This window comes from Nostoc sp., from assembly GCF_036917975.1.
In the GTDB taxonomy this organism is placed as follows: Bacteria; Cyanobacteriota; Cyanobacteriia; order Cyanobacteriales; family Nostocaceae; genus Nostoc.
The window spans coordinates 440,328-466,777 of record NZ_JBALEJ010000024.1 but is presented as its reverse complement, the minus strand read 5'-3'; the positions used below and the strand labels follow the sequence as shown (position 1 = coordinate 466,777).

Annotated in this window: 21 protein-coding genes; 14 read left to right on the top strand and 7 right to left on the bottom strand. The window is 42.7% G+C overall.

Annotated elements, in window-relative coordinates:
* The first annotated feature begins 3 nt into the window (after nt 1–3).
* The 5 genes from V7K76_RS10505 to hflX all read left to right on the top strand — a co-directional run bounded on the left by V7K76_RS10505 (nt 4) and on the right by hflX (nt 4,609).
* Complete coding sequence (locus V7K76_RS10505) at nt 4–339, top strand: DUF2499 domain-containing protein (protein ID WP_334776620.1); 336 nt, start codon at nt 4–6, stop codon at nt 337–339.
* Nucleotides 336–629 carry a DUF3593 domain-containing protein gene (locus V7K76_RS10500; RefSeq protein WP_334776618.1) on the top strand — a complete coding sequence of 98 codons (294 nt, stop codon included), beginning with the start codon at nt 336–338 and terminating at the stop codon, nt 627–629. The genes V7K76_RS10505 and V7K76_RS10500 overlap by 4 nt, the downstream gene beginning before the upstream one ends.
* Before the next feature lie 34 nt (nt 630–663).
* On the top strand, nt 664–1,437 hold the full coding sequence (gene hisA, locus V7K76_RS10495) for a 1-(5-phosphoribosyl)-5-[(5-phosphoribosylamino)methylideneamino]imidazole-4-carboxamide isomerase (protein ID WP_334776616.1): 774 nt from the start codon (nt 664–666) through the stop codon (nt 1,435–1,437).
* Between the two features lie 367 nt (nt 1,438–1,804).
* Entirely contained in the window at nt 1,805–2,683 is an 879-nt protein-coding gene (locus V7K76_RS10490) for a peptidoglycan recognition family protein (protein ID WP_334776615.1), read from the top strand.
* A 180-nt stretch (nt 2,684–2,863) separates the two neighbouring features.
* Nucleotides 2,864–4,609 (top strand): GTPase HflX, encoded by a 1,746-nt coding sequence (gene hflX / locus V7K76_RS10485; protein WP_334776694.1) that lies wholly within the window; start codon nt 2,864–2,866, stop codon nt 4,607–4,609.
* A 151-nt stretch (nt 4,610–4,760) separates the two neighbouring features.
* On the opposite strand, the gene V7K76_RS10480 is transcribed toward hflX, so the two are convergent.
* Together V7K76_RS10480 and V7K76_RS10475 are read right to left on the bottom strand one after the other, a co-directional pair.
* Nucleotides 4,761–4,964: a hypothetical protein gene (locus V7K76_RS10480; RefSeq protein ID WP_335029762.1), complete on the bottom strand. Its 204-nt coding sequence runs from the start codon at nt 4,962–4,964 to the stop codon at nt 4,761–4,763.
* Between the two features lie 77 nt (nt 4,965–5,041).
* Nucleotides 5,042–5,314 (bottom strand): hypothetical protein, encoded by a 273-nt coding sequence (locus V7K76_RS10475; RefSeq protein WP_335029761.1) that lies wholly within the window; start codon nt 5,312–5,314, stop codon nt 5,042–5,044.
* Nucleotides 5,315–5,523: 209 nt separating this feature from the next.
* Between V7K76_RS10475 and grxC the strand changes: the two genes are divergently transcribed.
* Together grxC and gshB are read left to right on the top strand one after the other, a co-directional pair.
* The gene (gene grxC, locus V7K76_RS10470; protein WP_334776614.1) at nt 5,524–5,796 is read left to right on the top strand and encodes a glutaredoxin 3; all 273 of its coding nucleotides are present in this window, start codon (nt 5,524–5,526) and stop codon (nt 5,794–5,796) included.
* A 218-nt stretch (nt 5,797–6,014) separates the two neighbouring features.
* The gene (gene gshB, locus V7K76_RS10465) at nt 6,015–6,989 is read left to right on the top strand and encodes a glutathione synthase (RefSeq protein ID WP_334776612.1); all 975 of its coding nucleotides are present in this window, start codon (nt 6,015–6,017) and stop codon (nt 6,987–6,989) included.
* Nucleotides 6,990–7,559: 570 nt separating this feature from the next.
* Here gshB and ftsZ read toward each other — a convergent pair.
* The 3 genes from ftsZ to V7K76_RS10450 form a co-directional block, all read right to left on the bottom strand.
* Nucleotides 7,560–8,864 carry a cell division protein FtsZ gene (ftsZ, locus tag V7K76_RS10460; protein ID WP_179066944.1) on the bottom strand — a complete coding sequence of 435 codons (1,305 nt, stop codon included), beginning with the start codon at nt 8,862–8,864 and terminating at the stop codon, nt 7,560–7,562.
* Nucleotides 8,865–8,924: 60 nt separating this feature from the next.
* A complete protein-coding gene (locus V7K76_RS10455; protein WP_334776610.1) occupies nt 8,925–9,212 on the bottom strand; it encodes a hypothetical protein in 288 nt (95 codons plus the stop codon).
* 952 nt (nt 9,213–10,164) lie between these two features.
* Nucleotides 10,165–10,998 carry a cell division protein FtsQ/DivIB gene (locus tag V7K76_RS10450; protein WP_334776609.1) on the bottom strand — a complete coding sequence of 278 codons (834 nt, stop codon included), beginning with the start codon at nt 10,996–10,998 and terminating at the stop codon, nt 10,165–10,167.
* A gap of 964 nt (nt 10,999–11,962) precedes the next feature.
* On the opposite strand from V7K76_RS10450, the gene V7K76_RS10445 reads away from it, so the two are divergent.
* Together V7K76_RS10445 and V7K76_RS10440 are read left to right on the top strand one after the other, a co-directional pair.
* Nucleotides 11,963–13,294 (top strand): P-loop NTPase fold protein, encoded by a 1,332-nt coding sequence (locus tag V7K76_RS10445; protein ID WP_334776693.1) that lies wholly within the window; start codon nt 11,963–11,965, stop codon nt 13,292–13,294.
* A 121-nt stretch (nt 13,295–13,415) separates the two neighbouring features.
* Entirely contained in the window at nt 13,416–18,467 is a 5,052-nt protein-coding gene (locus tag V7K76_RS10440; RefSeq protein WP_334776691.1) for an nSTAND1 domain-containing NTPase, read from the top strand.
* Between the two features lie 259 nt (nt 18,468–18,726).
* Here the strand turns inward: V7K76_RS10440 and V7K76_RS10435 are convergent, their stop codons facing one another.
* Nucleotides 18,727–18,852 carry a hypothetical protein gene (locus V7K76_RS10435; protein ID WP_334950602.1) on the bottom strand — a complete coding sequence of 42 codons (126 nt, stop codon included), beginning with the start codon at nt 18,850–18,852 and terminating at the stop codon, nt 18,727–18,729.
* A gap of 92 nt (nt 18,853–18,944) precedes the next feature.
* Nucleotides 18,945–19,292, bottom strand: a complete 348-nt coding sequence (locus V7K76_RS10430; protein WP_334776608.1) for a hypothetical protein — start codon at nt 19,290–19,292, stop codon at nt 18,945–18,947.
* A gap of 762 nt (nt 19,293–20,054) precedes the next feature.
* On the opposite strand from V7K76_RS10430, the gene V7K76_RS10425 reads away from it, so the two are divergent.
* From V7K76_RS10425 to pheT, 5 genes are all read left to right on the top strand, one after another.
* Nucleotides 20,055–20,891, top strand: coding sequence for a photosystem II manganese-stabilizing polypeptide (locus V7K76_RS10425; RefSeq protein WP_334776607.1), 837 nt, complete (start codon nt 20,055–20,057; stop codon nt 20,889–20,891).
* 766 nt (nt 20,892–21,657) lie between these two features.
* Entirely contained in the window at nt 21,658–22,434 is a 777-nt protein-coding gene (locus V7K76_RS10420; RefSeq protein WP_334776606.1) for an RNA polymerase sigma factor SigF, read from the top strand.
* A 164-nt stretch (nt 22,435–22,598) separates the two neighbouring features.
* Nucleotides 22,599–23,441, top strand: coding sequence for a hypothetical protein (locus V7K76_RS10415; RefSeq protein WP_334776605.1), 843 nt, complete (start codon nt 22,599–22,601; stop codon nt 23,439–23,441).
* Nucleotides 23,442–23,443: 2 nt separating this feature from the next.
* Nucleotides 23,444–23,695, top strand: coding sequence for a hypothetical protein (locus V7K76_RS10410; protein ID WP_334776604.1), 252 nt, complete (start codon nt 23,444–23,446; stop codon nt 23,693–23,695).
* Nucleotides 23,696–23,991: 296 nt separating this feature from the next.
* Entirely contained in the window at nt 23,992–26,442 is a 2,451-nt protein-coding gene (gene pheT / locus V7K76_RS10405) for a phenylalanine--tRNA ligase subunit beta (RefSeq protein ID WP_334776603.1), read from the top strand.
* Nucleotides 26,443–26,450: the final 8 nt, after the last annotated feature.

Sequence of the window (26,450 nt, the reverse complement as noted above, 5' to 3'; positions counted from 1 at the left end):
TTTATGCACGTTCTATCGATTCCTACCTGGATTATTCATATTTCTAGTGTTATTGAGTGGATTGTCGCCATTTGGTTAATCTGGACTTACGGCGAACTGACTAATAACCGCAATTGGTGGGGATTATCTCTTGCCATGTTACCAGCTTTAGTCAGCGCTATGTGTGCCTGTACCTGGCATTATTTCGACAACGCCGAATCTCTGGAATGGATGGTAACGCTTCAAGCTACCATGACTTTAGTTGGTAATTTTACGCTTTGGGCTGCGGCGTTTTTGATTTGGCGTTCTACCAAATCTGCTAACACTGTTGAACCAAAACCTATTAAATCAGAGCAATGATTTCTAAAGAAACCCTGTTTGCACTTTCACTGTTTCCCTATTTGGGTTTCTTGTGGTTTATCAGCCGCAGTCCGCAAATGCCGCGTTTAGCGCTGTATGGATTTTATGGCACTCTCGTCTTTGTCGCCATCACCATCCCGGCAGGAATTTACGCCCAATTGCATTATGGCGAGTCTTTAGCCAATGTAGATTGGTTGCATGGCGGTGCAGAACTATTTTTGACCCTTTCTAATATCTTGCTGGTGCTAGGTTTTGGGCAAGCTGTTAGGCAATTAAAAATAAAAAACTAGTGTTTGATTGCATTAAGTTATAAGGAAAAGGTAAATGGACGTAATTCCAGCGATTGATTTACTAGAAGGTCACTGTGTACGACTGTATCAGGGAGACTACGATCGCTCGCAAGTTTTTAGCGAAAATCCTGCTGATGTTGCTAAACAGTGGGTAGATGAAGGTGCTACCAGACTGCATATAGTTGATCTAGATGGTGCCAAAGCAGGTAAAGTAGTAAACTTGAGGGCAATTGAAGCGATCGTTCATGCGGTGTCAGTGCCGATTGAAATTGGTGGAGGATTGCGCGATCGTACCAGTGTGCAACAAGTATTCAATCTAGGCATACAGTGGGCAATTCTCGGCACTATCGCTGTAGAACAACCCCAACTAGTGCAAGAACTCTGTCAAGAATTCCCCGAACAGATTATCATCGGTATTGATGCTCGTAACGGACGCGTAGCAACTCGCGGTTGGTTAGAAACCTCAGAAGTTTTAGCAACTCAATTGGCTGTACAAATGCAAGAATTGGGTGCAGCCGCCATAATTTACACAGATATTCACCGAGACGGTACACTCACAGGTCCGAATTTAGAAGCTTTGCGAGAACTTGCAGCAGCAATTTCCATCCCGATAATTGCCTCTGGTGGAGTCAGTTCTCTCACCGATTTATTGAGTTTGTTGGCATTAGAATCCCAAGGCGTAAGTGGTGTGATTGTCGGACGTGCCTTGTATACTGGGGATATTTTACTCAAAGAAGCATTACGAGCGATCGGGCCTGGCCGGATTCAGGATATTCCACCGAATCTAGGTTTTTCTAGCTTTGCTTGACGATGCCAATTTTAGATTTTAACGTGAATTCGATTGTTCATATAATATCTACCCAATTTGCTCAATCAAAAAACCTCTAAGAAGGTTTTACTACGCAAAACCGTCCCTCTTCGACTCGGAGAGGGACAGACTTCAATACTGTTTGGTTAAGACAAGAGATGCGATGAATCGCGTCTAACATCCTTATTAAATGGTTCATAACAGCACTATTGCAGGGATTATAAAGGTATATTTAACTAGAATTAAGGTATTATAGCGATACTGTTTAGATACCATAAGCGGTAGGGGTTTACAGAAATGTGCCTCTACAAGGGACACGCGAGTTGAGCTATAAATTAATATCTACCGTTTTACGGGTATTAGAAAAATGAGGTTTAAAGACTGGGCGACTAGGGTGCTACTAATCTCGCTGATGTTTATGGCTTTAGTTGTAGTGCTGATAATTGGACGAGCGACAAAATTACACAATAATCCGACAACATCACATATATCCAATCCACCGGTTATGGCTTTCAGTCAATATCCGCAGGTGCAATTCCAATCAGCGAAAGAGCCAGAGAAGAAATCTCAACGTGTTCTCAAGTCCCCAGTCAATATTAACAAGCCTGTAGCAAGGTATGTAACCACTCAAGCTTTTGCACACTACAGACCTAGTTATCAAGTTGCTTCCGTTGACCCCAGTAACTATGGAGAACGTTACACCAAAGATGTGAACGGCATTCCTCTCCACAACCAACCAATTATCGTCCTTCATGAAACTGGTTATTCTGCTTCCAGTGCGATTAATTTCTTTCAAGTAGCCCATAACGATGAAGGTGTGCAAGCAAGTTACCACGCTTTAGTCAAGTTAGATGGAACGGTGGTTTATTTAGTACCACCAGAAAAACGGGCTTTTGGTGCAGCTCACTCTGTCTTTGAGACTCCAGAAGGAGTGGAAACTGTGCAGACTAACCCGACTTTGCCGGCATCAGTGAATAATTTTGCTTATCACGTTTCTTTAGAAACACCTCCAGATAGTTATGACAGTAGCAGCCAACAAACCCATAGCGGCTACACAGAAGCTCAATATCATTCTCTTGCTTGGTTAATTGCTCAAAGTCAAGTTCCAGACCATCGCATTACTACCCACCGTTTAGTAGACCGTTCTGGTAAAAAAGTTGACCCAATAAATTTTGATGGGAATAAATTTCTGAACTTACTTAATACTTATCGTCAGGTTAGACCAATTTATCGAGTCAGCCAATAATTCAGAGTTTATGCAAAATTAGGAAGAAACAAACCGTATAGTTCCAAATCTCATAGTCAAATATAGTCAAGCGAACAAATTCATAACGCATCCCTCAAAGGAGAGAGATAGCAGCCTAAACCCTGTTGTAAAATAGACATATAAGGATTCGGGGGGCCATTTAACTGGTCATAAACGCCTATAGAAACTATTTTTGGAAATCTCCAAGGTCTGAAGTCCAGCCAGCTGAAGCAACTACAGCGGTTGTACCACCAGCGCATACCAGGCGATCGCATCACCACGCCTGAGTTTTCCCAGCGTCTAGCAGCAATTAGCACAGAAGTCAATCAGCCTGTGTGCGCCTACATCAACCGTCGCGGACAAGTGATTCGCGTCGGGGTAGGCACGCCGCGCCAAACGCAAATACCACCGATGGAATTGCCGCGTTACGGTGCAGAACGACTCAGTGGTATTCGTTGTATTGCCACCCATCTCAAGCCTGAACCGCCCAACGAAGCGGCGCTCACGGCGATGGCATTACAACGCTTAGATGCCCTAGTTGTCCTTAATATTACCGGAACCGGATTTACACGGCGGGGAGGCGGTGCGACTGGGTATGTCAAAGAAGCTTATCTAGCTCATCTGACACCCCAAGAGTCTCGCACCCTGATTACTAGTCCTGCTGCATCCAAGGTAGGGGAAAGCCAAATTCAATCCCCAAGTTGGAGTATATCGCCACCTCTGGACTTGGACGATCTGGCAGACCAGGATTTAGTAGACTTGGTAGAAAATCTGGAAGCGGAATTCCAGCGCGAATTTATCGCCCAGGAAGTAGATGCTGACCACGATCGCGTGCTAATTGTGGGGCTGATGACCAGTGAGATGACTCCCCTACAATTCCAGGACAACTTATTGGAATTGGCACGTTTAGTTGATACTGCTGGCGGAGATGTATTACAAACAATACAACAAAAGCGATCGCGCATTCATCCCCAAACCGTGGTTGGCGAAGGTAAAGTCCAAGAAATTGCCCTAACAGCCCAAACACTAGGGGTTAATCTCGTCGTCTTTGACCGCGACCTCTCGCCCTCCCAAGTCCGCAACTTAGAAATACAAATTGGTATCCGGGTAGTTGACCGCACCGAAGTAATTTTAGATATCTTTGCCCAACGCGCCCAGTCTCGTGCCGGTAAATTGCAAGTAGAACTAGCACAGTTAGAATATATGCAGCCTCGGCTGGCTGGTAGAGGTCGCACCATGTCCCGATTGGGTGGTGGTATTGGGACTCGTGGCCCTGGTGAAACCAAACTGGAAACTGAACGCCGTGCCATTGGTCAGCGTATTTCCCGATTGCAAAAAGAAGTAACCCAGTTACAGGCACATCGTTCGCGGTTACGGCAGCGACGGCAGCATCGAGAAGTTCCTTCAGTGGCTTTAGTTGGATATACCAACGCTGGTAAATCTACTTTGCTGAATGCTCTCACGAATGCAGAAGTTTATACAGCCGACCAGCTATTTGCCACTCTCGATCCTACTACCCGCCGCCTGGTAATTCCTCATGGCGAAACAGATGAACATCAGGAAATTCTCATTACAGATACAGTAGGGTTCATACACGAACTGCCTGCATCTTTAATGGATGCCTTCCGCGCCACCTTGGAGGAAGTCACAGAAGCCGATGCCCTACTACATTTAGTAGATTTGTCTCACCCCGCCTGGTTGCGTCATATTCGCTCAGTTAGAGAAATCCTGGCACAAATGCCAATAACTCCTGGCCCCGCGTTGGTTGTTTTTAACAAGATCGATCAAGCCGATAGTGAGACACTAGCTTTAGCTAGAGAAGAGTTTCCCCTCGCGGTGTTTATTTCTGCGAGTCAGCGTTTGGGATTAGAAACCCTACGCCACCGCCTTGGTCAACTAATTGAATACGCCGTTGACTCTCGATAAATACCGAAGATAAATTTTAAATTTATAAAAACTAATGCCGTAGTTAATATAACTACGGCATTAGTTTTAGATATTGATACTGTTTTCTACTGTATTGAAGCTCTAATAATTGCTGTTATACCAATTCACGAAAATCCTGATAGATATAGATTTATCGTAGGGGCATGGCATTGCCCATTGGTGTCAACTTAAGCTGAAACTCCTTTAAAACCTCGTTTCCAGCCTCCGGCTGGAAATGCAACTCGAAAAGTGGCTCTGCCGCCAGTAAAGAGAGGCGGCAGCCCCAAAGACAAGCATTCCCAGTCGGAGACTGGGAACGAGGCAATCTAAAAGCTAGTTCTAGGCTTGCTTTCACATTAAGTTGACACCAATGGGCATTGCCATGCCCTTACCAGCGTATTTGTATCATTATTAAAGTGAAATGGTATTAACTCATCCCCCGGCTTGAAGCCCTACGGTGTATACACAAGTCGTAAATAGTAGTCTGTCAAGGAATAATTGACGAGTATATTTTCTGTAGAGACGGCGATTTATCGCGTCTGTATAACGTACCAGTTTTTTAGACGCGATGAATCGCGTCTCTACATGAGGGCTTTCTGGCTCATCCCAAGCGTGGGGTAAAACTGGATCTGACTTGTGTGTACACCGTAGGCTTGAAGCCGGGGGGAAATCGAAGTCATTCCGCTTTGCTTTATTTGCAATCACAGGTTTTGGATCATTTATTGTTTGGAACACTCTTATGTCCAAAAATGATAAACTCTTTACTATAAAGTTATAGTATATTCACTTAATTAGTATTCGTTATTTAATACTATAAAATATTTTTTTTTGGCTTAGATTAAAACAGGAAAAAGCCGCTATAGCCAGTGGCAAAGTTCTAAAATTAAGAAGTATTAAATCAAGTTGAGGACATCATGGCTACAAAAGTAGAAATTTACACCTGGAGGACTTGCCCGTTTTGCATTCGTGCCAAAAGTTTACTGAAAAACAAGGGCGTTGAATTTACCGAATACAGCATTGATGGAGATGAAGCAGCCAGAAGTAAAATGGCTCAAAGAGCAAATGGACGCCGCTCTTTACCACAAATTTTCATCAATGACGCTCATATTGGTGGTTGTGATGATATCCATGCTTTAGACAGTCAAGGCAAGCTGGATGAGCTACTAACTTCTAGCAATAGCGTTTAGATTTAAAAGGTTTTGCGTTAGCGACAAGCCGCTGCAAATTACACGGCAGTCGCTACAACTCTGAAAAACTATGTGCTGCATTGTCTACTGGCTTTTATCCCCATAAGACTTTACCCTCCAGGTTTTACTCAGCAGTACAGATGTACGTCAATTGGTAAGATCATCAAGAGATAATAATTGAATAACTATTTAATTTCTTGGTGATTGAGGTACAAAGGGTGAAACTGGCTTTTATCATTGATCCCATCTATTTGCTTGATCCGTGTCATGATACCAGTGTTGCTCTGATGGAAGCAGCGCAAATCCTGGGACACGAAATTTGGATAACTCAAGCAAATCTGCTGAGTGTGGTGGAGGGCAAAGCTTGGGCTGTCCTACAGCGAGTCGAACTTGTACCAGTCCAATTGGTAGATAGACGGTGGGTAGCGGCGAATCCTTGGTATAAGTTGAGCGATTCCTACTTAACGTCTTTAGAGACAATGGATGCCGTATTTATGCGGACAGATCCACCTGTCAATGATTCCTACCTCTATGCTACTTATATTCTCGATTACATTGACCAAAATAAAACCCTGGTGATTAACAGTCCCAGTGGCATCCGAGGGGCAAATGAAAAAATGTATGCCCTCCAATTTACCAAAGCCATTCCAGAGACAATTGTCAGTGCTGATAAGCAGTTTATTCGCCAATTTGTCGAAGCAAAGGGGGCAACAGTTCTCAAACCACTGGGTAATAAAGCTGGGGAAGGAATTTTGTTTTTGCAATCAGGCGATCGCAATTTTAACTCTATTGTTGAACTCAGTACCCTCCAAGGTCGAGTACCAGTAATGGTACAAACCTATCTACCAGAGGCAAAAGAGGGAGATAAGCGAATTATCTTGCTCAATGGCGAACCCATTGGTGCGCTCAATCGCCTCTCAAGCGCAACTGATTTCCGCAATAATATGGCAACTGGTGGTACTGTTGCCCAAACTGAAATTACCCCAAGAGAATATGAAATCTGTACCCAATTAGCCGAACGCTTACGCCAAGACGGCTTAATTTTTGTGGGTATTGATGTTATCGGTGGCTACTTAACTGAAGTTAACGTCACTAGTCCTACCGGAATTCGTGAGATTGACCGACTAGATGGCACTCACCTTGGTCATGAAGTTATTCAATGGATTGAACAGACACTAGAAATCAAAAAATAAATGTAAATTATTGTTTTGTTTTGTGTCCTATTCCCAGGAAACAGACTTTCTTCGGATATTTCTGGAGGCGAATTGTCTACGCAACTTGCTTTCAGTAAATATATTTACTTCTACCGAATATAAGTTTAACGGATCGCGAGGGGTAGATGTAGTGATGTCTATGACTGGCTCTAACGCATGATAACGCAGCGTTAACGAGGTAGGAACGTCTGAACTATACAACCCTTCTCCGAAATGAGACGCTACGTAAACAGGCATCTTCCCTTGGGAGAAGACTCGCTATCGATGAAGCATTTGTAGTTGGGCAGGTCTTCCTGTGTTTTTGTGAAAAAGCATAGCTGGACATGGAAGCCGCAGACTCCTGCCCAAGTTCATTTTATAAAGTAGCGTTGAGAGTTTTTTTCCAATTGGTAAAATTGGGGATGGCAATATATTGCTTACCCCCACCCTTGGTAAACCCCTGGTGGAACTAGCAGATTTTATACAGTGTTCAGCCTGAACTGAGACTGCTAAGTTAATCTAAAATCGTTCGACTGAGCGCTCACGACGAAATCTCAAATCCAAAATCTTTTAATTCTTTGGTGTACGTCGGTTTCTCAGAAAATCAGGTATATCCAATCCAGGTTTTTCTTTTGGTTCTGGAGTTGGAGTTGGAGTCGGAGTTGGAGTTGGGGAGTTAACTGTGGGTTGCGGTGTTGTTGGTCGCTTCGAGGTATTAGGTGCTACCCGAACGTTAGCTACGCTTTGTTGTACCGCAGCTTGCACTTCACCTGTAAAGCCGGTGGCAATTACAGTTATTCTCACCTCACCTTGAAGTCTGTCATCAATTACAGCCCCAAAAATAATATTGGCGTTGGGATCAACGACTTCATAGATTGCTTCTGCGGCAGCATTTACTTCATGGAGGGTGAGATCAGTACCACCAGTAATATTAAAGACAACCCCTCTAGCACCTTCAATAGAACATTCTAGTAATGGTGAAGAAATGGCTGCGATCGCAGCTTCTCTAGCTCTAGATTTTCCAGAACTCACGCCAATTCCCATCAATGCCGATCCTGCATCTGCCATCACAGCCCGGACATCAGCAAAGTCAACGTTTACCAGACCGGGGATCGTGATGATATCAGAAATACCTTGTACCCCTTGACGCAGCACATCATCTGCATAGCGAAAAGCTTCTTGCACAGGCGTTTGTTCGGGGATCACTTCCAGCAATTTGTTGTTGGGGATAATGATCAGTGTATCTACTCTACTTTTTAGTCCTTCAATACCTTGTTCTGCTTGGCTGGTGCGACGGCGACCCTCAAATACAAATGGACGTGTGACTACACCAACAGTCAGAGCGCCCATTTCTTTTGCTACTTCTGCCACAATCGGGGCTGCACCCGTCCCAGTCCCACCGCCCATACCAGCAGTGATAAATACTAGGTCTGCACCCTCCAAAGCCGTAGCAATTTCGTCCCGCGATTCTTCAGCTGCTTTTTGACCGATGGCAGGATTACCACCCGCTCCTAAACCCCGCGTTAGCTTCTGTCCAATTTGCAATCGACTGGGAGCGCCAGCTAAGGTAAGAGCTTGAGCATCAGTGTTAATCGACCAAAATTCTACCCCAGATACATCGGACTCGATCATGCGGTTAACAGCATTGCCACCACCACCACCGACACCAATCACTTTGATGTTGGCGACCCGGCCAGGAACAATCTCGCCAATTCGGCTATTTTCCGTAAAAATCTTCTTATTGTCGTGATTTTGTCCGAAGTTCATCCCAGAATTATTAAAGGGATTGGTTGAGTTAACTGCCAGAGAGAACCCCGGCTGTCCCGTAGATTGGGAATTTTTATAGTTAAGTCCTTGGTTATTATCAAGTGTCATTGGATTTGTGAAAGGGTAGATAAACGACTTTTTCAGGTGTGATTCACCTCAGAGTCAACTTTAGTTTGACAGTGCCACAATACTATGGCATTGTTCTTTATTGTTTTCACTACTGCCCAGCCTAACAGAATTGGCAGCGCGAAAATTTGCTATGGGATAAGCTTTTAAGGCAGCCGATCGCACAGCCAATTCTAGAGAAGTATACCTATATTTATCTAAAAGTGACCTGTATAACTTCAACCAGACATTAATCTCTTCGTTATTCTCAGCGCAGGGCATAACTTGTAAAGACACACTACAGGGTATTTTCTCTGCCTTAATAATAATATTGTTAATAGGTTTTACCATTGGGTAGGATTGCAACTTTAGACACAAAATTTACCTTCTACTTACTTATTTTTCAGGCTAAACTAAGCAAGAATTTACTTGTCAGACTATACCTGATTAACTTGTTGTTTGGGGAGTCTTAATGGACACTTTGTTGGAGCAGTAGTCTATCTGACGAGAACCCTCACTAGTGTAGTCAAACAATTTTGGATTTTAGGTCGCACCTTTGGTGCGCTTCCAGCGCAACTTGGATTTTGGATTGATCCTGAAATCCAAAATCCAAAATCCAAAATTCGCACGGTCAACAAATCAAGATTTTCTAAGAAGTTTCGTTACCCAATTAAGAATTACGGCACGGAGTAGTCCAAACTTATTGCCCAGAAGCAATGCTTACGCAATTTTGGGCGGCATTTTTCATGACAGATTCAAAGGGATTAGGTACTGAAGATTGGGTATTAAGAAAACTTTTCTCTAGTCCCCAATCCCCAGTCCTCAATACCGTTATCATCAGTGCCCTCTGAAAAGCGAGTCTGAGTCTTAATGGAAAACTCAAGCATTTTTCTCTTTTCCGCACTGGGTTTGGTCAAAGAGAGTATGGGCAGAAGGCATTTTGTACGCCATAAGTAGGTAGGCGGGAATAAACCAAACTATGTTACGAAACGTAAATATGGCTTAAACCCTTACCAATGACCAATGACCAATGACAAATGACGACCCCCACTAGTTAACTTTGTTTACGCCCACCTACTTAGATCATCATTAGATTGTCTGACATCTTGTACCCTACTATTAGATATTAGGATAACAATTGAGGGTCTTTTACTCGCAATGGAAATTTTATGATTGATCTTCTCATTTTAATTAGAAGTTAATGCCGATTTTCGTACGGTTTACTGGAAAACTGAAAATAATAAATATATTTATCAGCATAAAGCTTCTTAATTTACTAGGAGTTATCAATACATTAAACACGTTAGATGTTTTTAGGGATTTTGGGAGTTAATTTCTGGTCTTTTTGGTTCATCTGTACTAATGGAGATTCGGGATTTTTCAGATCAATATACTCTATTTGACTGGAATTGAATTTTGTTGCTAGAGGGCGCATTTGGGCGAGTACCTTAATTTGTTCAGACAATTGGGGGCCTGGAACGCCGAGATGCACATTTCCTAGTTCTGTTTTCAAAATTAAATTAGTTGGATTTTGGCAATTAATTTCCATTACTTTTATCGGACTCCGGCTCACAGCTTCATGGAGTTGAGTCCAGTAAGAGCAGTATTGTTTTGGCGAGCCAATGACTCTGAGATTGGGTAATTTCTTAGTGGGATTCAGTGATATGTATTTTTCTAAAGGCATCCAGGCCCCACTGGCATCTAGTAAACCGATTATTACTTTATTGTTGCCACGTGTTTGAGTCACTGCGACAGGTACTCGTTCTTGAATTTCGATGATTAATCCAGGAGGAAACAGGCGGCGTCTGACGATCGCTTGAGCAATAGTTGGTTGTTTCTTCAAGGAGTTAGCGATCGCTGACGGTTCAATGCGCCACAAAGACTGGGGGTAAGACAGCGCCAACAATGACTGAGTTGTTTGATCCGATAGTAATTTATTGCCTGATTTCATCACTATTTGTTTGGAAGCCTTGAGCATCCACACTGGTTGGACTGCCACCCACAGCAATCCACCCGCCAAACCAGTAATGGCAAAGGTTCGCCAAATAGCCTGAATAATTTTCATTTGCCGCTGCCGACGCAATTTCTGACGACGCTGGGCTAGATCCGTGCGGGAAACTGATATTATGCCAGCCATTCACACCCCTTTCTGGTTGCAATCTAAATTCCTTGACACGCTCGTATCATTATTAGTTTCAGTAAACACTCTTGGCATCTATTAGCCGCTCTCCTCAAGACTTTTTTTATTTTTAGTAACACTTTACAGTAACTACACAAGGATTATGGCGGAATGGCACTAAGAAAAGCTCAAAAGCTTGTGTAGCCTCGTTCCCAGCCTGAAGGCTGGGAATGCATTCCGAGAGGCTCTGCCTCTCGTCAAGCTACTGGAGGCAGAGCCTCCCAGAATGGGTTCCCAGCCTCCAGGCTGGGAACCAGTCAGGGCAAGGGCTGTATCTTAACTTAGTGCCATTCGATTATGGCGCTAGTACAACATGGCGTAAATAAAGCACCCATTTTAAATAGCCAGAGAGCTTACAAAATAAGCATTCTTTCTTTTTACTTTTGCCTTCTTGTACTAGTTATTAGTCCTATTAAAGTTTCCGGTGTCCATTTTTAACTGACTGTAGTCTTTTTGACAAGTTATTTGTGAAGATTTTTCCCTAAATATTACAAAATCTTAATTGATATCTGTGGGCTTTTGTTTCCTTGACAAATAGATCGTGAAGTGATAGACCAGTATTCCTGAATCTCTGTGTACCTTGCTATAATTCATACCAGTCATCCTCGTTAGTTATCCAAACTGAGAACCATGAAACTTTGTAGTTTTTTTTTACTCACTTCCTAAGCCATACAGTTTTTTGGCCGGTCAAACAAAAGCGAGAGATTTTCAAAATTTCAATACCAGGTGTAAAAAGGACAGATATGGTTAAGGCTATTAGGGTCAATTAAATTTCTACCAGACTACTGACAGTAATCCTGTACAAGTGCTGTACTTTGCAAGACACGACCAACTTGTGAATCAATCCCATGCCTACATCCCGGATTGGATTACTCGTATAAAAAATACAACTAAAGCTGCATCTACATACACCTCTAGATACATGAAAACGACGTTAAATTTGTCACGTTTTTATAAAGCATGTAACCCCAGTTACACGCTAAATATAAGTAACGTGCTAGATCGGCAGTATTACATAGATTTTGCTGATGTACGTGGTTGCAAGATTGTCGAAGAATTGCAACGGACTATCGTTCGGATATCTCCTGATGAGCCAACCTGTCAGTTATTTACGGGTCATATTGGTTGCGGTAAGTCAACGGAATTGCAGCGCCTCAAGACAGAACTAGAATTGGCGGGATTTCATGTAGTTTATTTTGAGTCCAGTCAAGACTTAGATATGGCGGATATAGATATCAGCGATATTCTGCTGAGTGTAGCCCGTCAAGTCAGTGCCAGTTTAGAAGGAATTAGCATCAAACTTAAACCTGGTTATTTTACCAATTTATTTAAAGAAGTAGGCGATTTTTTGCAAAGCCCCATAGAGCTTTCTGGACAAGCAGAGTTGTCTTTGGGTATTGCCAAAATTACCGCCAAAACCAAAGATAGCACCCAGATGCGGAATCAACTGAGGCAATATCTGGAACCTCGTACCAATAGCATTTTGCAAGCGATTAACGAAGAAATTTTAGAAAGGGCTGTTGAACAGCTAAAGCTACGGGGTCAAAAAGGATTAGTAGTAATTGTAGATAATTTGGATCGAGTGGATATGCGCCCCTTAGCATCAGGGCGATCGCAACCAGAATATCTCTTTATCGATCGAGGCGAACAGCTGCGCCGACTTAAATGCCACCTAGTTTATACAATTCCTCTAACGTTAATCTTCTCCAATGAGTACGAGACACTTAAAAATCGCCTGGGGGGAGGAATTGCACCAAAAGTACTACCGATGGTATTAGTGCGGCAAAGAGATGGCAGTGACTACGAACCAGGGATGTCACTAGTGCGCCAGTTAGTTCTAGCAAGAGCTTTTCCAGAAGTTCCTTTGAATGAAAGGTTTCTATTAGTTACAGAATTATTCGATCACCCCCAAACTTTAGATCGTATATGTCGCGTTAGCGGTGGCCACATTCGTAACTTATTGGGTTTACTTTATAGCTGTCTGCAACGACAAGATCCGCCTTTTTCTAGAGAATGCTTAGAAGCCGTAATTAAGGACTACCGCGACGATCTGCTATTAGCTATTGATGAATCCCAGTGGGAATTATTGTTTGAAGTAGTGCAGCAACAGAGAGTTAAAGGTGAGTCTGACTATCAAAGCTTACTAAGAAGCATGTATCTGTTTGAATATCGCGATCCGGTAGGGCGCTGGTTTGGTATCAGTCCAGCCTTGGCAGAAACAGAAAAAGTTTTGGCTTGGCAACAAAAAAAGTAATAGTCATTAGTTATTAGTCATTAGTTATTTCCCAATGCCCCATCCCCAATGCCCCATTCCCTATGCCCAATGCCCCATTCCCTATGCCCAATCTCCAATACCCAATGCCCCACCATATCAAATGACTAATGACAAACAGCTACACGTCTACACCAAAGAAAATCAGCATACTTTGCAAAGACTGATTAGAGCGATCGCACTTTCCGAAGGTCAATTTGCTCTAATTTTGGTTCGATGTAACTATAGGCGATTACGTGAGCAAATGTTAGAGAATATTCGCTCCACCAGCCAGGACATTAATATCAGAGAAATTTTTCTCAATCCATCAACTACTTGTTTACACAGCACAATAGTCTCAGAACTATCTTTAGATAATCCTGCCGTCCTTACAGATTCTTTGCCATCGGCTGTGATGGTTTTTGGTATTGAGTCAACTACCGATCTGGAAAACTTATTTACAGGCATCAATCAGGCACGAGATATCTATGCTGCAACTTTTCCATTTCCAGTAGTGTTGTGGCTACAAGATGAAGTGGCATCATTGCTTTCAAGATTAGCGCCTGATTTTAAAAGCTGGGCTGCAACCACTATTAAATTTGAAATGGCCAAAGCAGATTTAATTGCTTTGATTCACCAAGAAGCAGAATCTCTCTTTGCCAAAGTCTTAGAAGCCGGTGCTGAAACATTTTTATCTAATGCCTTCCTAGATTTAGATCCCAAATCCCAACATCGCCATGAAATAGAATCAGCCCGTAATGATTTGCTACGCCTGTATGGTGTTCAATTAACACCAGGATTAGAAGCGAGTTTAGAATTTGTCTTGGGGCGAGATAAATATGCCAACGATCAAATTAATGGTGCTTTAGCCAATTATCAAAGAAGCCTAGCATTATGGCAGCAAGAAGCGAGGAGAGTTGTAGAGTGGGAGAGTGATTCTTCTTTGCCCCTTTCATCAGCTTACCCTATCCCTACCTCGTCTTTACTGAAGCAAGCAATAGTGCTATTTCATCTGGGGCTTTGTTATCACCGAATGGCAGACTTATACCAGAATACTAGTAGCTATTGCGAACATGCTCTGTCGTGGTTTAAACAATGCTTAGACCTATTGGAAGAGGTACAAAGAGAAGATTTAGTTGCTAAATTTATTTTGCCTGCTTGTGAAATGCTGGAACGCTTAGAAGCCTGGGATGAGTTAAAAGAATTAGCTCAAAAATCATTACATCTACATAAAACCTATGGAACTCCCGCACAAGTTGCTCAAAATTATGGTTTTTTGGCAAATGTGGCGGCTTCGGAAGCGAATTGGGTACTGGCTCATGAATTAGCGAATACAGCACTTTCCATCTCCGAAGAAGCAACACAAGTTTCTCTGCGAGACGCTTTGCAAAGACGACGACAAGAAAGTTGGTATCTTCTCTTGCTAGCACGTACACAACGGCATCTGGGTAAGGCAGAGGAAGCTATTAATAACTTGGAATGGGCGAAGGTAGTTTGTGAACTACAACATCAGCCATTACTTTACTTAGAGATTTTAGAAGAACTGCGATCGCTTTACTTTTTTGAGCGTCATAACTACACAGAAGCCTTTAAGCTAAAGCAAGAAAAAATTAAAATAGAACATCAGTATGGCTTTCGGGCCTTCATCGGTGCAAGTCAATTACAGCCGCAACGCCCCAGAATTAACCCAGTCCTGGAACCTCACAAAATACCATTTATTCCTGAAGAAATTGCTCAAGAAATATCTGCTTCTGGACGGCAACAAGATGTTAATCACCTAATTGAAAGAATTGCCCGTGCTGACTGTAAACTCACAGTAATTTATGGACCATCAGGTGTAGGAAAAAGTTCAATTCTCAAAGCTGGTTTAGTCCCAGCACTCAAAGGAAAAGTTATTGGTGAACGCATTCCTATCCCGATTGTTTTATCTGTTTATACTGATTGGATCGCAATCTTAATCAGTAGTATCAACCAAGCCCTAACATACACAGAAATATCGGTTAGTCTTGACTCTACACCCACGATAATACTAGAAAAAATTCGGTTAGCATCTGAGCGCAATTATACTATAGTTATCATATTAGACCAATTTGAAGAATTTTTCTTTGTTAGTAATCCTCCCACTCAAAGAATAGAATTTTACAAATTTTTTAGTGAATGTTTAAATATTCCATTTGTAAAAATTATTCTTTCACTAAGAGAAGATTACTTACATCATTTACTAGAATTTGAACGTTTGAGCCATAAAAATAGTACTGGATTATATGATTTAGGCGTAATTAACAAAAATATTCTCGATAAAGACATTCGCTACTATTTAGGGAAATTTTCTAGCCAAGATGCCAAATCCATAGTTCACAGTCTGACTCAGCGTTCACATTATGAACTGAGTGAAGAATTAATTAACCGATTAGTGCAGGATTTGACAGGAGAATTAGACGAAGTACATCCAATTGAATTACAAATAGTCGGCGCTCAATTACAAATAGAAAACATCACCACACTCGGACAATATAAGCTTTGCGGTGGCTCGAAAAAATTAGTAGAACGCTGGCTTGGGGAAGTTATCAAAGACTGTGGTCAAGAGAATGAAGAGTTAAGTTGGAAATTATTATTTGAGTTAACTGATGAAAAGGGGATACGACCATTAAAAACTAAAGCTGATTTGGCAGCTGCATTAGTTAATAATCATTATATAGATACAATATCAAGCTTTGACAAAGTTGGGGAACTGATTTTAGAAATATTGGTGGGTTCCGGCTTGGTGTTGCGAGTCAGAGAAGAATTAGGCGATCGCTACCAATTGGTTCACGATTATTTAGTTGAACCAATTCGCCAAAAGAACAGCTATGGTATGCTCGCCGAATTAGAAAAAATCAAACTGGAAAAAACTCGAGCGGAAGTAGCCCAAAAACTTAGTCAAACGCAACTTAATTTAATATTGCAACGGCGACTGCGAGAAGCACGGATAGCAGGCGCAATTCTGGCAATCATGGGGGGAACAATCGCAGCATTATGGTGGCAAGCCGACTTACAGAAAAGAGCCGCAATCCGTGAAACTATACGAGCTGAACGCAGTGAAACCAACTTGAACATTAGTGCAATCACTGCTGCTAGCGAAGCTTTGTTTGCCTCTAATAAAGAATTTGATGCCCTATTAGAAAGTTTGCGGGCTTGGCGAGGACTTAAACAGGCGGATGGAGTGCAACCAGATACCCGAATGCGGGTGGTGACAGCCCTGCAACAGGCAGTTTATGGAGTAACGGAGGCTAACCGCTTGGATGGACACACTGATATTGTCTGGGGAGTAACTTTCAGCCCAGATGGTCAGTTGCTAGCATCAGGTAGCCGAGATCAAACGGTGAAAATTTGGCATCCTGATGGTACTTTACTCCAAACCCTCAAGGGTCACACTGATGCTATTACCTGTGTAAGTTTCAGCCCTGATGGTCAAACCTTAGCGTCTGCCAGCCTCGACAAAACAGTGCAGATCTGGCGTAAAAACCGGGTTACAGGTAAATTTGACCCCAAACCATATAAAACCCTGAAAGGTAATGGAGATTGGGTTTATAGCGTTGATTTCAGTCCTGATGGCAAATTGTTAGCCACTGGCAGTAAAGATAAAACCGTAAAACTCTGGCGCAAAGACGGGAGCTTAGTAAAAATACTCAGAGGGCATCAAGGGTGGGTTAACTGGGTAAACTTCAGCCCGGATGGGCAATTCATCGCCTCGGCCAGCGACGACAAGACAGTGAAAATCTGGCGGCGGGATGGTAGCCTCGTTACAACCTTACAGGGACATCAGCAGGGTGTGATTGTAGCTGTTTTCAGCCCAGACGGTAAATTTTTGGCGTCAGCAGGTCGAGATAAGACAGTGAAACTCTGGCAGAGGGAAAGTAATAGCTCTACTAAAGATGGTTTTGACTTTCGTCCTTACAAAACTTTACCGCAGCATAGCAGCATAGTATGGAGTTTGAGCTTTAGTTCTGATAGTAAAAAGCTAGCTTCCGCAGGCGAAGACAATACCATAAACCTCTGGAGTATCACTGGTACTTTACTCAAAACCTTCAAAGGACACAGCGATGCTGTTGTTAGCATTGCTTTCAGTCCAAATAACAAATTGCTGGCTTCAGGAAGTTATGACAAAAGCGTAAAAATATGGAGTTTAGAGGCTCCAACACTGTCTATTCTTCATGGGCATCAAAAGCGAGTTTTAAGCGTTGCTTGGAGTCCTGATGGTCAAATGCTAGCTTCTGGTAGTAGCGATCGCACTGTCAAACTTTGGCAACGATACACCAGTAATGGCGAGGTCAAAACCCGACTTTACAAAACTTTGGTAGGGCACACAAATAAAGTTCCTAGTGTCAGTTTTGACCCCAAAGGTGAAATGTTAGCTTCAGGAAGTTATGACAAAACTGTGAAACTTTGGCGGCTTGACGGTACTTTAATCAGGACTCTCCACGGACATACTGATAGCGTGATGAGCGTTAGTTTCAGCCCAGATGGTCAGCTTTTAGCATCAGCTAGCAAAGATAAAACAGTGAAACTTTGGAACCGTGAGGGCAAGTTGCTCAAAACCTTAGTGGGGCATCAAGGTTGGGTAAATAGCGTCAATTTCAGCCCTGATAGTCAAGTTTTAGCCTCAGCCAGTGACGATCAAACTGTGAAACTTTGGCAGAGGGATGGTACTTTGCTGAAAACTTTCTCGCCCCATGACAGTTGGGTATTGAGTGTCAGCTTTAGTCCCACTGATGAGTTGCTGGCTTCTGCTAGCTGGGATAACACAGTGAAACTGTGGCGACGGGATGGCACGTTGTTAAAAACCTTATTAAAGGGTTACAGCGATAGCGTCAATGCCGTGACTTTCAGTCCCAATGGTGAATTCCTCGCCGCCGCCAGTTGGGACAGTACAGTGAAACTTTGGAGCCGTGATGGCAAATTAATTAAAAGTCTCAATGGGCATCGCGCTGCGGTGTTAAGTGTTAGCTTTAGTCCAGATGGTCAAACATTAGCATCAGCTAGTGATGACAACACAATAATTCTGTGGAATTTAAACCTTGACGATTTGCTGGTTCGTGGTTGCAACTGGGTGGGTGATTACCTCAAGCACAACCGCAACCTTGAGGATCGCGATCGCCTTCTTTGTGATGGCATAACCCGTAAAAACCCTTTTTAGGGAACTCCAAGAAATAAATTTCTAATATTGTGGGGTGGGCATCTTGCCCGCCATATCGATATGGCGGGCAAGATGCCCACCCCACAAGATTTAATTGGATATTTTTTTATTTGGAAGTCTCTTAATTACGAATTACGAATTAGATTAAAGCCCCAATGAGCAACCGCTCTTGGTTTAGCGGTTGATGAGGCGATCAGAGTTATTAATTCAGAGCTAGAAGTGACATGACTCCGACCTAAAGGTACGGAGCTTCCAAGAATCACTTCTTAGATTTCCTAGTTGCTCCCTTGCGGGTTTCCGACTTTGACCTAGATTGAGTTTCCTCAATCCCCGGCAAACCGTCTGCATAGGCGTTTTGGATTCCCGACTGCCCATCGGTACTCACTGCTATTTTAGCACATTTAGTACTTTGACAATATTAAGCCGTGCTAGAAGCACGGGGTTTTAAACCCAATTTTCTGATAAATTTCGAGCTAATTAGCCAAAGGAGCGATCGCTCTCTAAAACTTCGTGGCTATTTTCTTCGAGAGTCTCTTGGGGCAAATTCGCTAAAAAGGCTTGTAGTCTCATCCGCTCAATGTAAGGCCAGCCGCCCTCAGACTCAATATCTTTCAGCAGTGAGTAGAGTTGCCGACGGTTAACAGGTAAACTCTCTTGAAAAATTCCATCTCGGATCTCTCGGTGTAATTGCTCTAATTGGCGCAGCAAAGCCAAAAGAGCTACAGTATCGCCTTGGCAATCTTGAACGGCATCATACACCACAGTTGCGATCGCTTGCACATTACCGGACAACTTCTCTGATTCAATATTTTTGTGAGCGTTCATGCCACCCTTTCCGCATAAATGAGGTCAACTCAAATTTACCGGAGATTTTTAATTTTCCCTAGTTTGTCCCCTCACTTGCCCGACTCAGGGATGAATATAACTAGATTTGTATCTTTATTAGAAGCAATTGCGATCGCTCCTAAAAGAGCATAATCACCTCTAGCAGAGCCTCCACAGCAGTTAGGTGCGATCGGAATGAGACTTTCTTGGATTTTGAGAACTTTGATTTTGAGTTAAAAAAAATCGTATGATCTGGCTGATTTACCCATCAAACAATGGGCTGTATGTAGTGGCGTCACATACATGATACAAAAAGACTTGGGCGACGCCGCTTTTGCCATCAGCAAAAGCAAAGTGCGAAGAGGGTAGTCTGCTTCGTACTCTTCGAGATAAGCATTTATGCTGCTCTGTGTGAGGCTTACTCATCCACCCGCCCAACTCTAACAAATGCCACCAACAGTAAAACTGCTGGTTTTTTGCTCCTATAGTGACACACATCCAAAATGGATGCAGTGTGCTATTTAGTCTGGGGTTTATACCCCAAGCTCAAGAGAGCGACACGTTTAACTACGTTTAGCAGAGAAAAGTTTGAGCAGCGGTTGACAACCTAAACACTCGGACACTTGCTTCAACTCTCTTAATCAGAGCAAAGCCATGTCCGAACAAAGGTAGCTTTTCGCAGAGTAGCGGCTTCTCATCAGAGATCAAAGCTTCGATGCAGTTTTACAACTTAGATATTAATTTTTGAGATTGAGGTTAACCATGAGGTATCGCGCTTTAATTGTTGCATTCTTGGCTTTGTGCCTGGGACTAATAACTGCTTGTAGTGATGCTCCTGCTAGTAGTAGTGGCAGAGATGTACTCACTTACGATCAAATTCGTGGCACTGGCTTGGCTAACAAATGCCCCCAACTAGCAGAAACCAGCCGTGGTTCCATTCCCATTGATTCTAGCCAGTCTTACGGCATCAAAGAACTTTGCTTGGAACCAACTAGCTTCTTCATCAAAGAAGAACCTGCTAACAAACGCCAAGAAGCAGAATTTGTTGCTGGCAAATTGTTAACCAGATACACTTCCACCATTGACCAGGTGCAAGGTAATCTAAAAGTCAACGCAGATAATAGCCTGACCTTTACCGAAACTGATGGTCTTGACTTCCAAGCGATCACCGTGCAGCTTCCTGGTGGTGAGCGAGTACCTTTCCTTTTCACCATCAAAGACTTGGTTGCTCAAAGCCAACCCAGTTTGACCAGTATTAACACCTCTACGGACTTTGAAGGCAACTTCAAAGTTCCTTCCTATCGTGGTGCTGCCTTCCTAGATCCCAAAGGTCGTGGTGTCGTTAGTGGCTACGATAATGCCGTAGCTCTCCCTGCTCAAGCAGATGATGAAGAACTTACCCGCACTAATGTCAAGCGTGCAGAAAATCTCAATGGCAAGATTTCTCTGCAAATCGCGAAAATAGACAGTTCTAGCGGTGAAATTGCTGGTACTTTCGAGAGCGAACAGCCATCTGATACAGATTTAGGTGCTGGCGAACCTAAAGAAGTCAAGATTCGCGGTCTATTTTATGGACGAGTTGAACCGACTCGTAGCTAAACCCTTGGAAGTCAGACAACTAACTGGCACTCAGAACGAAAATTCTGTAAGTATCAGACTTGATCGCAAAAGTTAACTTATTTACCCTCTATTTTCAGGAGGGTAGATAGGTTTTTTACAAAGACGGGGAAAGTTAAAGCCGAGCAAATTTGTGGGCGAAATAGCCCTGGCTAATTGGGAAAATTTTGATCCCTCAATCTTGTGGGTCACTTGATTTATCCCTTTAACCTTTTTTCTTTCATTAAAAAACTATAGACTTAAGTACAAAAAAGGGTAATATGCCCTTTTTTTTGTGGTCTTACGTAAATATACATAGTATTTTTTGAAATTATAAGTAGTTTTTAATTATTGGATAAATTTCAGTTAAATAGGCACGTAATTCTACTGTAACTCTAACTTTTGCTTATCAAACAAAAGTCCAACTCCTGTTGTTTTGTTTCTCTAAATTAAGTTCATCATTAATTAATTCAAGTTAAGTACAATCTCGGTTTTATATTTAGTGATTAATTTTATATTTTATTCCTATGTAGTTCTAAAAAACCTACAGGTCACACCAAAGATAAATAACCAATTAAATAGCGATTTCGCCCATTTAAATTTTGCTCGATTAGTCAAGTAAGCTATGGATTTTTGATAAAAAATCTTTATTATCTACCATAGTATTTGCTAGCAAACATAGTGCGATATTGTCTTTGATATCGTGCGATCGCAGCTGAATTTAAAAGTGAATAATTAGATTCTTTATTTGCTCAATAAACCCGGTGCTATGCCTACCACAGTCACCAATGAACTAAAGCACGAAATTTGGCAGTTGTTGCGAGAATATCAGCAATCTCCGTCAGAAAATGTTCGCAATCAACTCGTAAAACTCAATTTTGGACTTGTGAGAAAAGAAGCTCACTACTGGACAAATCAATGTCATGAAACCTACGATGATTTGCTCCAGGTTGGATGTTTGGGTTTAATCAGGGCTATTGAAAGATTTGAAATTTCTAAGGGACATGCCTTCAGTTCCTACGCTCTTCCTTATATTCGGGGTGAAATTCAACACTATCTCCGAGATAAAGGTGTCACCGTGCGAATTCCTCGGAGATGGTTAGCGCTGCAACAGCAAGCAATAGGAATATCACGTTCTTGGCGTGAAAAACACAATCGTCAACCAAACGACTCGGAACTAGCAGCAGCACTAGAAATTTCTCCAAATGAATGGCAAGAAATTAAATTAGCATGGATCAATCGCGCTCCCTTGAGTCTTGATGTACCAATCCAAGATGGAGAAGAAGGTTCTACCTGCTTAGGAGAATTGGTTCCAGATCCTCACTATCGCAGCTTTCAACTCGCACAAGAAGACCAACTCCGCCTGCAACAAGCATTGGTTCAGCTAGAAAAACGCACCCGCGATGTGTTGGAATGTGTGTTTTTGCAAGATTTGACACAAAAACAAGTTGCAGAACATTTGGGCATCAGTGTAGTTACGGTTTCCCGTAGAGTCAAGAAAGGACTGGATTTGATGAAAGAGCTTATGGGTGTGGCAGAGGATTAACTATAAATAAAGTTAACCGCAGTTACCCTGGGTAGGCAGTGCTAAAAATAACCCTTGAAATGTAAAAAATTAGGTTATAAAGGGAAGATACTTTGCCTTGGATATAAATTTAAGGCATGTTGATTTCCAGTTTTAAATTTTCCAATGGCTTTTGAGAACAGCTCATGGGCAGAACTTCAAAAATTACAATTGCAGCTATTCTAACTTTGGCGATCGCTGGATGTGCTTCTGAAGATACACAACAACAAGCCATCAATCCTGCGCCAATTCCCAAAATAGCAAAAAAGTCGCCACCAGCGGCTCAATCCTTTAAGAATCCAGTGATACCTGCCAAGCAGGTTTCACAAGTTAATCTTGCATCTGCTAGCTTGATTCAATCCACTAATGCTACAGAGAGGGCACGAGAACTTGTGGTATCAAAAGATCGGAGCGATCCTTTTGCACAACTTTTCGGGCAGACGACTCCCGAAATGTCTAAAACATCTGGCAGACCAGTTCCCGTATTGCCTAAGCTACCTACTGCATTAATAGTAAAACCAAAACTTCCAACACCCAAAATAGCTTTAATTCCACAGAAATTTGTACCAAAAAAAGTCAATTCTACCTTGACTTCAGTCTTACCTAAAGTTTTGCCTCAAGTTGTCGCCAACCCTACTTTAGTCTCTGTATTGCCACCGCCAGCACAACCTGACTTAGCAAGGGCAGTGGTTGTGACTGGTGTAGTTCTAATTAGTAATGAACCACAGGCAATTATCAAAGTACCCGATGAGCCGACAAGTCGCTATGTCCAGGCGGGACAGCGATTAGCAAATGGCGTACTGATTAAACGTATTGAAATGAATCAGGGCTACAACCCCATCGTGATTTTGGAACAATTTGGTATTGAAGTTGCCAAAATGGTAGGGGAAGGGGCCGTAAACTCAGCGCCGTCATCTGCATCTGCTACCGGTAATCCTGTTTCAGTGACACCGCCCCCTCCAAATTCTTTTAAAGTGGGAGCTTCATAAAGATGGGAACTAAGGAAAAAATAGAATTCGCTGGTTTGCCTTTAGCTGTTTATAGAGAAATAGCAGCGCATTTACGTCAAGTCGAAGGTGTGGAAGTGGATTTAATTCCCCAGTCATCCCAGCAGTTTGATTACAATCAAAGTCAAATTGCTGGTTTGAGCCTCTCGTGGACAGCAAATTCTGGTTTAGAAAGTCGGCAACGAGTTAACCAGATTTTGGCTTACTATCAAAATTCCTATATTAATCCTATTTAACTCATCCCCTGGCTTCAAGCCGGGGGGAAATCGAAGTCATTAGTCATTAGTCATTAGTCATTAGTCATTGGTGCTAATGACTAAATCGGCGGGCGGCTATTATCCCGGACACCCCTCTTTTTGGGATGGGATTCCCGCCGATTTTTGATAAAGTAAAAAAGCAATATTGTTCTGCCAGTCTAACGTAGTAGGATTGTTCAAGTGAAAGGGTACGCATTGCGGGACAAGTAGCGACTCAATCGCTTCTTGCACCCTAAAATGAGAACAAAAGACGATTCCTAAAACAAGCACACTCCATGCGTATTTCTCTAAATTGGCTGCGCGAACTAGTAGAGATAAAACTTAGTCCAGAAGAATTAGCCGAAACCCTGACAATGGCAGGATTTGAGGTTGAAGAAATTGAAGACCGCCGCACTTGGGCAAATGGCGTGGTTATCGGCAAAGTCCTTGAGCGTCAACCCCATCCCAATGCCGATAAATTAAGTGTTTGCCAAGTCGATATCGGTACAGGTGAGACTTTAAATATTGTCTGTGGTGCTGCCAATGTGAAGGCAGATATCTATGTACCTGTGGCAACTACGGGTACTTACTTACCCAACATCGATTTAAAAATTAAACCTGCAAAACTCCGTGGTGTCCCATCTCAGGGCATGATTTGTTCTTTAAAGGAACTTGGTTTGCCCACCGATGTAGACGGAATTCATATTTTTACCCAGGAAAATTTACCATTGGGTAGTGATGTGCGGCCGTTGTTGGGTTTAGATGATGTAATTTTAGACCTTACCGCAACTGCCAATCGCGCTGATGCTTTGAGTATGGTAGGCGTAGCCAGAGAAGTAGCAGCTTTAACTGGTGGAAAGTTGAGTATTTCTGAACCTGGTGAAGTCTCTATTACCAAAAGTACGGGAAATTTAGCTTTAAAAATTGCCGATACCCAAGCTTCTCCTGCATACATTGGTACGGTAATTGAACAGGTGAAAATTGCTCCATCTCCCGAATGGCTGCAACAGCGTTTGCGGGCGGCTGGGGTACGTCCCATCAGTAATGTTGTGGATATCACTAACTACGTTTTGTTGGAATGGGGACAACCACTGCACGCCTTTGACCGCGATCGCCTAAAATCTGTTGCAAGTAGCGAAAATTTAACAATTGGCGTCCGCTTCGCCAATAATGGAGAATCCCTCAAAACCCTGGATGGACAAACTCGCACCCTCTCAACCCAAAATTTGTTAATCACAGCTAACGAAAAACCCGTTGCACTAGCGGGAGTCATGGGTGGGGAAGAAACAGAAGTTCATCAAGGTACTCAAAGCCTAGTTTTAGAAGCAGCCTTGTTTGATTCCGTGGCAATTCGCCGTTCTTCGAGGAGTGTAGGCTTAAGAAGTGAAGCTTCTGGCAGATATGAACGGGGAGTTAACCGGGCTGAGTTGGAAATAGCTAATCGCCGCGCCTTATCCTTAATTAGTGAATTGGCAAGTGGAATTCTTGTCCAGCAGGAAATTGCCGACACCCGCCCCGATGCTTCTACTTGGAGTCGTTCTATTGCACTGCGTTTAGACCGAGTTAATCAGATATTGGGGCCCATCGAATTAGAAGAAGATACAGGCGAACTCCAAGAAAAAGATGTTGAGCGTATCCTGACTGCACTGGGATGTAAGTTAACTCCTTCAGGAGAAGATAGCAGCCATCAAGCTACGTGGTCAGTTTCCGTCCCACCTTATCGTTACCGCGACTTAGAGCGAGAAATTGATTTAATTGAAGAAATTGCCCGTCTCTATGGCTACAACAAATTCTGCGATACATTACCAGAAAAAGCGGAAGCTGGTTATCTGCCTTTAGATCAAGAACTGGTTCGCAAATTACGAGCTTTTCTGCGGGCTGAAGGATTGACAGAATTAATCCACTATTCTTTAGTCAAACCAGGAGAAGACAGAAATATAGTATTGTCCAACCCCTTATTTGTTGAATATTCAGCGCTGCGAACCGATTTGATATCGGGGTTAATTGATGCCTTTCAATACAATTTAGAGCAGGGTAATGGTGCGCTGAACGGCTTTGAAATCGGACAGATTTTCTGGCAAGAAGAAGACGGTTTGCAAGAAACAGAAGCCCTGGCGGGGATTATCGGAGGCGATCGCACCCTTGGCAAATGGTCAAAAAGTGGACGGGAAGAACCCATCACCTGGTTTGAAGCCAAAGGTATTTTAGAAAGTGTATTTCGGCAACTTAGCTTGCAAATCGAATTTCAACCCGATCGCCGCGACGAACGCTTACATCCAGGACGCACCGCTTCTCTGTGGATTCGGGGTAACAGACTGGGGATTTTTGGACAACTCCATCCCCAATTGCGACGAGAAAAAGGTTTACCAGATTCCGTTTACGTTTTCCAATTGGATCTAGATGTGCTTTTAGATTCGCTAGAACAAGATGAAATTCTTGTCCAGAAATTCCAGCCCTATTCTACTTATCCGGCTAGCGATCGCGACATTGCCTTTTTCGCACCCGTGAAAATCTCAGTTGTCGAAATTGAGAAAGTAATTACCAAAGCTGGTAAAGATTTGCTCGAATCAGTGGAATTATTTGATGAATATCGAGGCGAAAATGTCCCCGAAGGGCAGCGGAGTTTAGCATTCCGGTTAATTTATCGGGCTAGCGATCGCACTCTGACTGAGGCAGAAGTTGAACCAGTACACAATAAAGTCCGCGAAGCTTTGGTGGAAAAATTCGGCGTTAATTTGAGGAGTTAGGAGAAACG

Coding starts and splice junctions, on each gene's coding strand:
- V7K76_RS10505 (WP_334776620.1), top strand. CDS start 4: ATGCACGTTCTATCGATTCCTACCTGGATTATTCATATTTCTAGTGTT.
- V7K76_RS10500 (WP_334776618.1), top strand. CDS start 336: ATGATTTCTAAAGAAACCCTGTTTGCACTTTCACTGTTTCCCTATTTG.
- hisA (WP_334776616.1), top strand. CDS start 664: ATGGACGTAATTCCAGCGATTGATTTACTAGAAGGTCACTGTGTACGA.
- V7K76_RS10490 (WP_334776615.1), top strand. CDS start 1,805: ATGAGGTTTAAAGACTGGGCGACTAGGGTGCTACTAATCTCGCTGATG.
- grxC (WP_334776614.1), top strand. CDS start 5,524: ATGGCTACAAAAGTAGAAATTTACACCTGGAGGACTTGCCCGTTTTGC.
- ftsZ (WP_179066944.1), bottom strand. CDS start 8,864: ATGACACTTGATAATAACCAAGGACTTAACTATAAAAATTCCCAATCT.
- V7K76_RS10455 (WP_334776610.1), bottom strand. CDS start 9,212: ATGGTAAAACCTATTAACAATATTATTATTAAGGCAGAGAAAATACCC.
- V7K76_RS10450 (WP_334776609.1), bottom strand. CDS start 10,998: ATGGCTGGCATAATATCAGTTTCCCGCACGGATCTAGCCCAGCGTCGT.
- V7K76_RS10445 (WP_334776693.1), top strand. CDS start 11,963: ATGAAAACGACGTTAAATTTGTCACGTTTTTATAAAGCATGTAACCCC.
- V7K76_RS10440 (WP_334776691.1), top strand. CDS start 13,416: ATGACTAATGACAAACAGCTACACGTCTACACCAAAGAAAATCAGCAT.
- V7K76_RS10430 (WP_334776608.1), bottom strand. CDS start 19,292: ATGAACGCTCACAAAAATATTGAATCAGAGAAGTTGTCCGGTAATGTG.
- V7K76_RS10425 (WP_334776607.1), top strand. CDS start 20,055: ATGAGGTATCGCGCTTTAATTGTTGCATTCTTGGCTTTGTGCCTGGGA.
- V7K76_RS10420 (WP_334776606.1), top strand. CDS start 21,658: ATGCCTACCACAGTCACCAATGAACTAAAGCACGAAATTTGGCAGTTG.
- V7K76_RS10415 (WP_334776605.1), top strand. CDS start 22,599: ATGGGCAGAACTTCAAAAATTACAATTGCAGCTATTCTAACTTTGGCG.
- V7K76_RS10410 (WP_334776604.1), top strand. CDS start 23,444: ATGGGAACTAAGGAAAAAATAGAATTCGCTGGTTTGCCTTTAGCTGTT.
- pheT (WP_334776603.1), top strand. CDS start 23,992: ATGCGTATTTCTCTAAATTGGCTGCGCGAACTAGTAGAGATAAAACTT.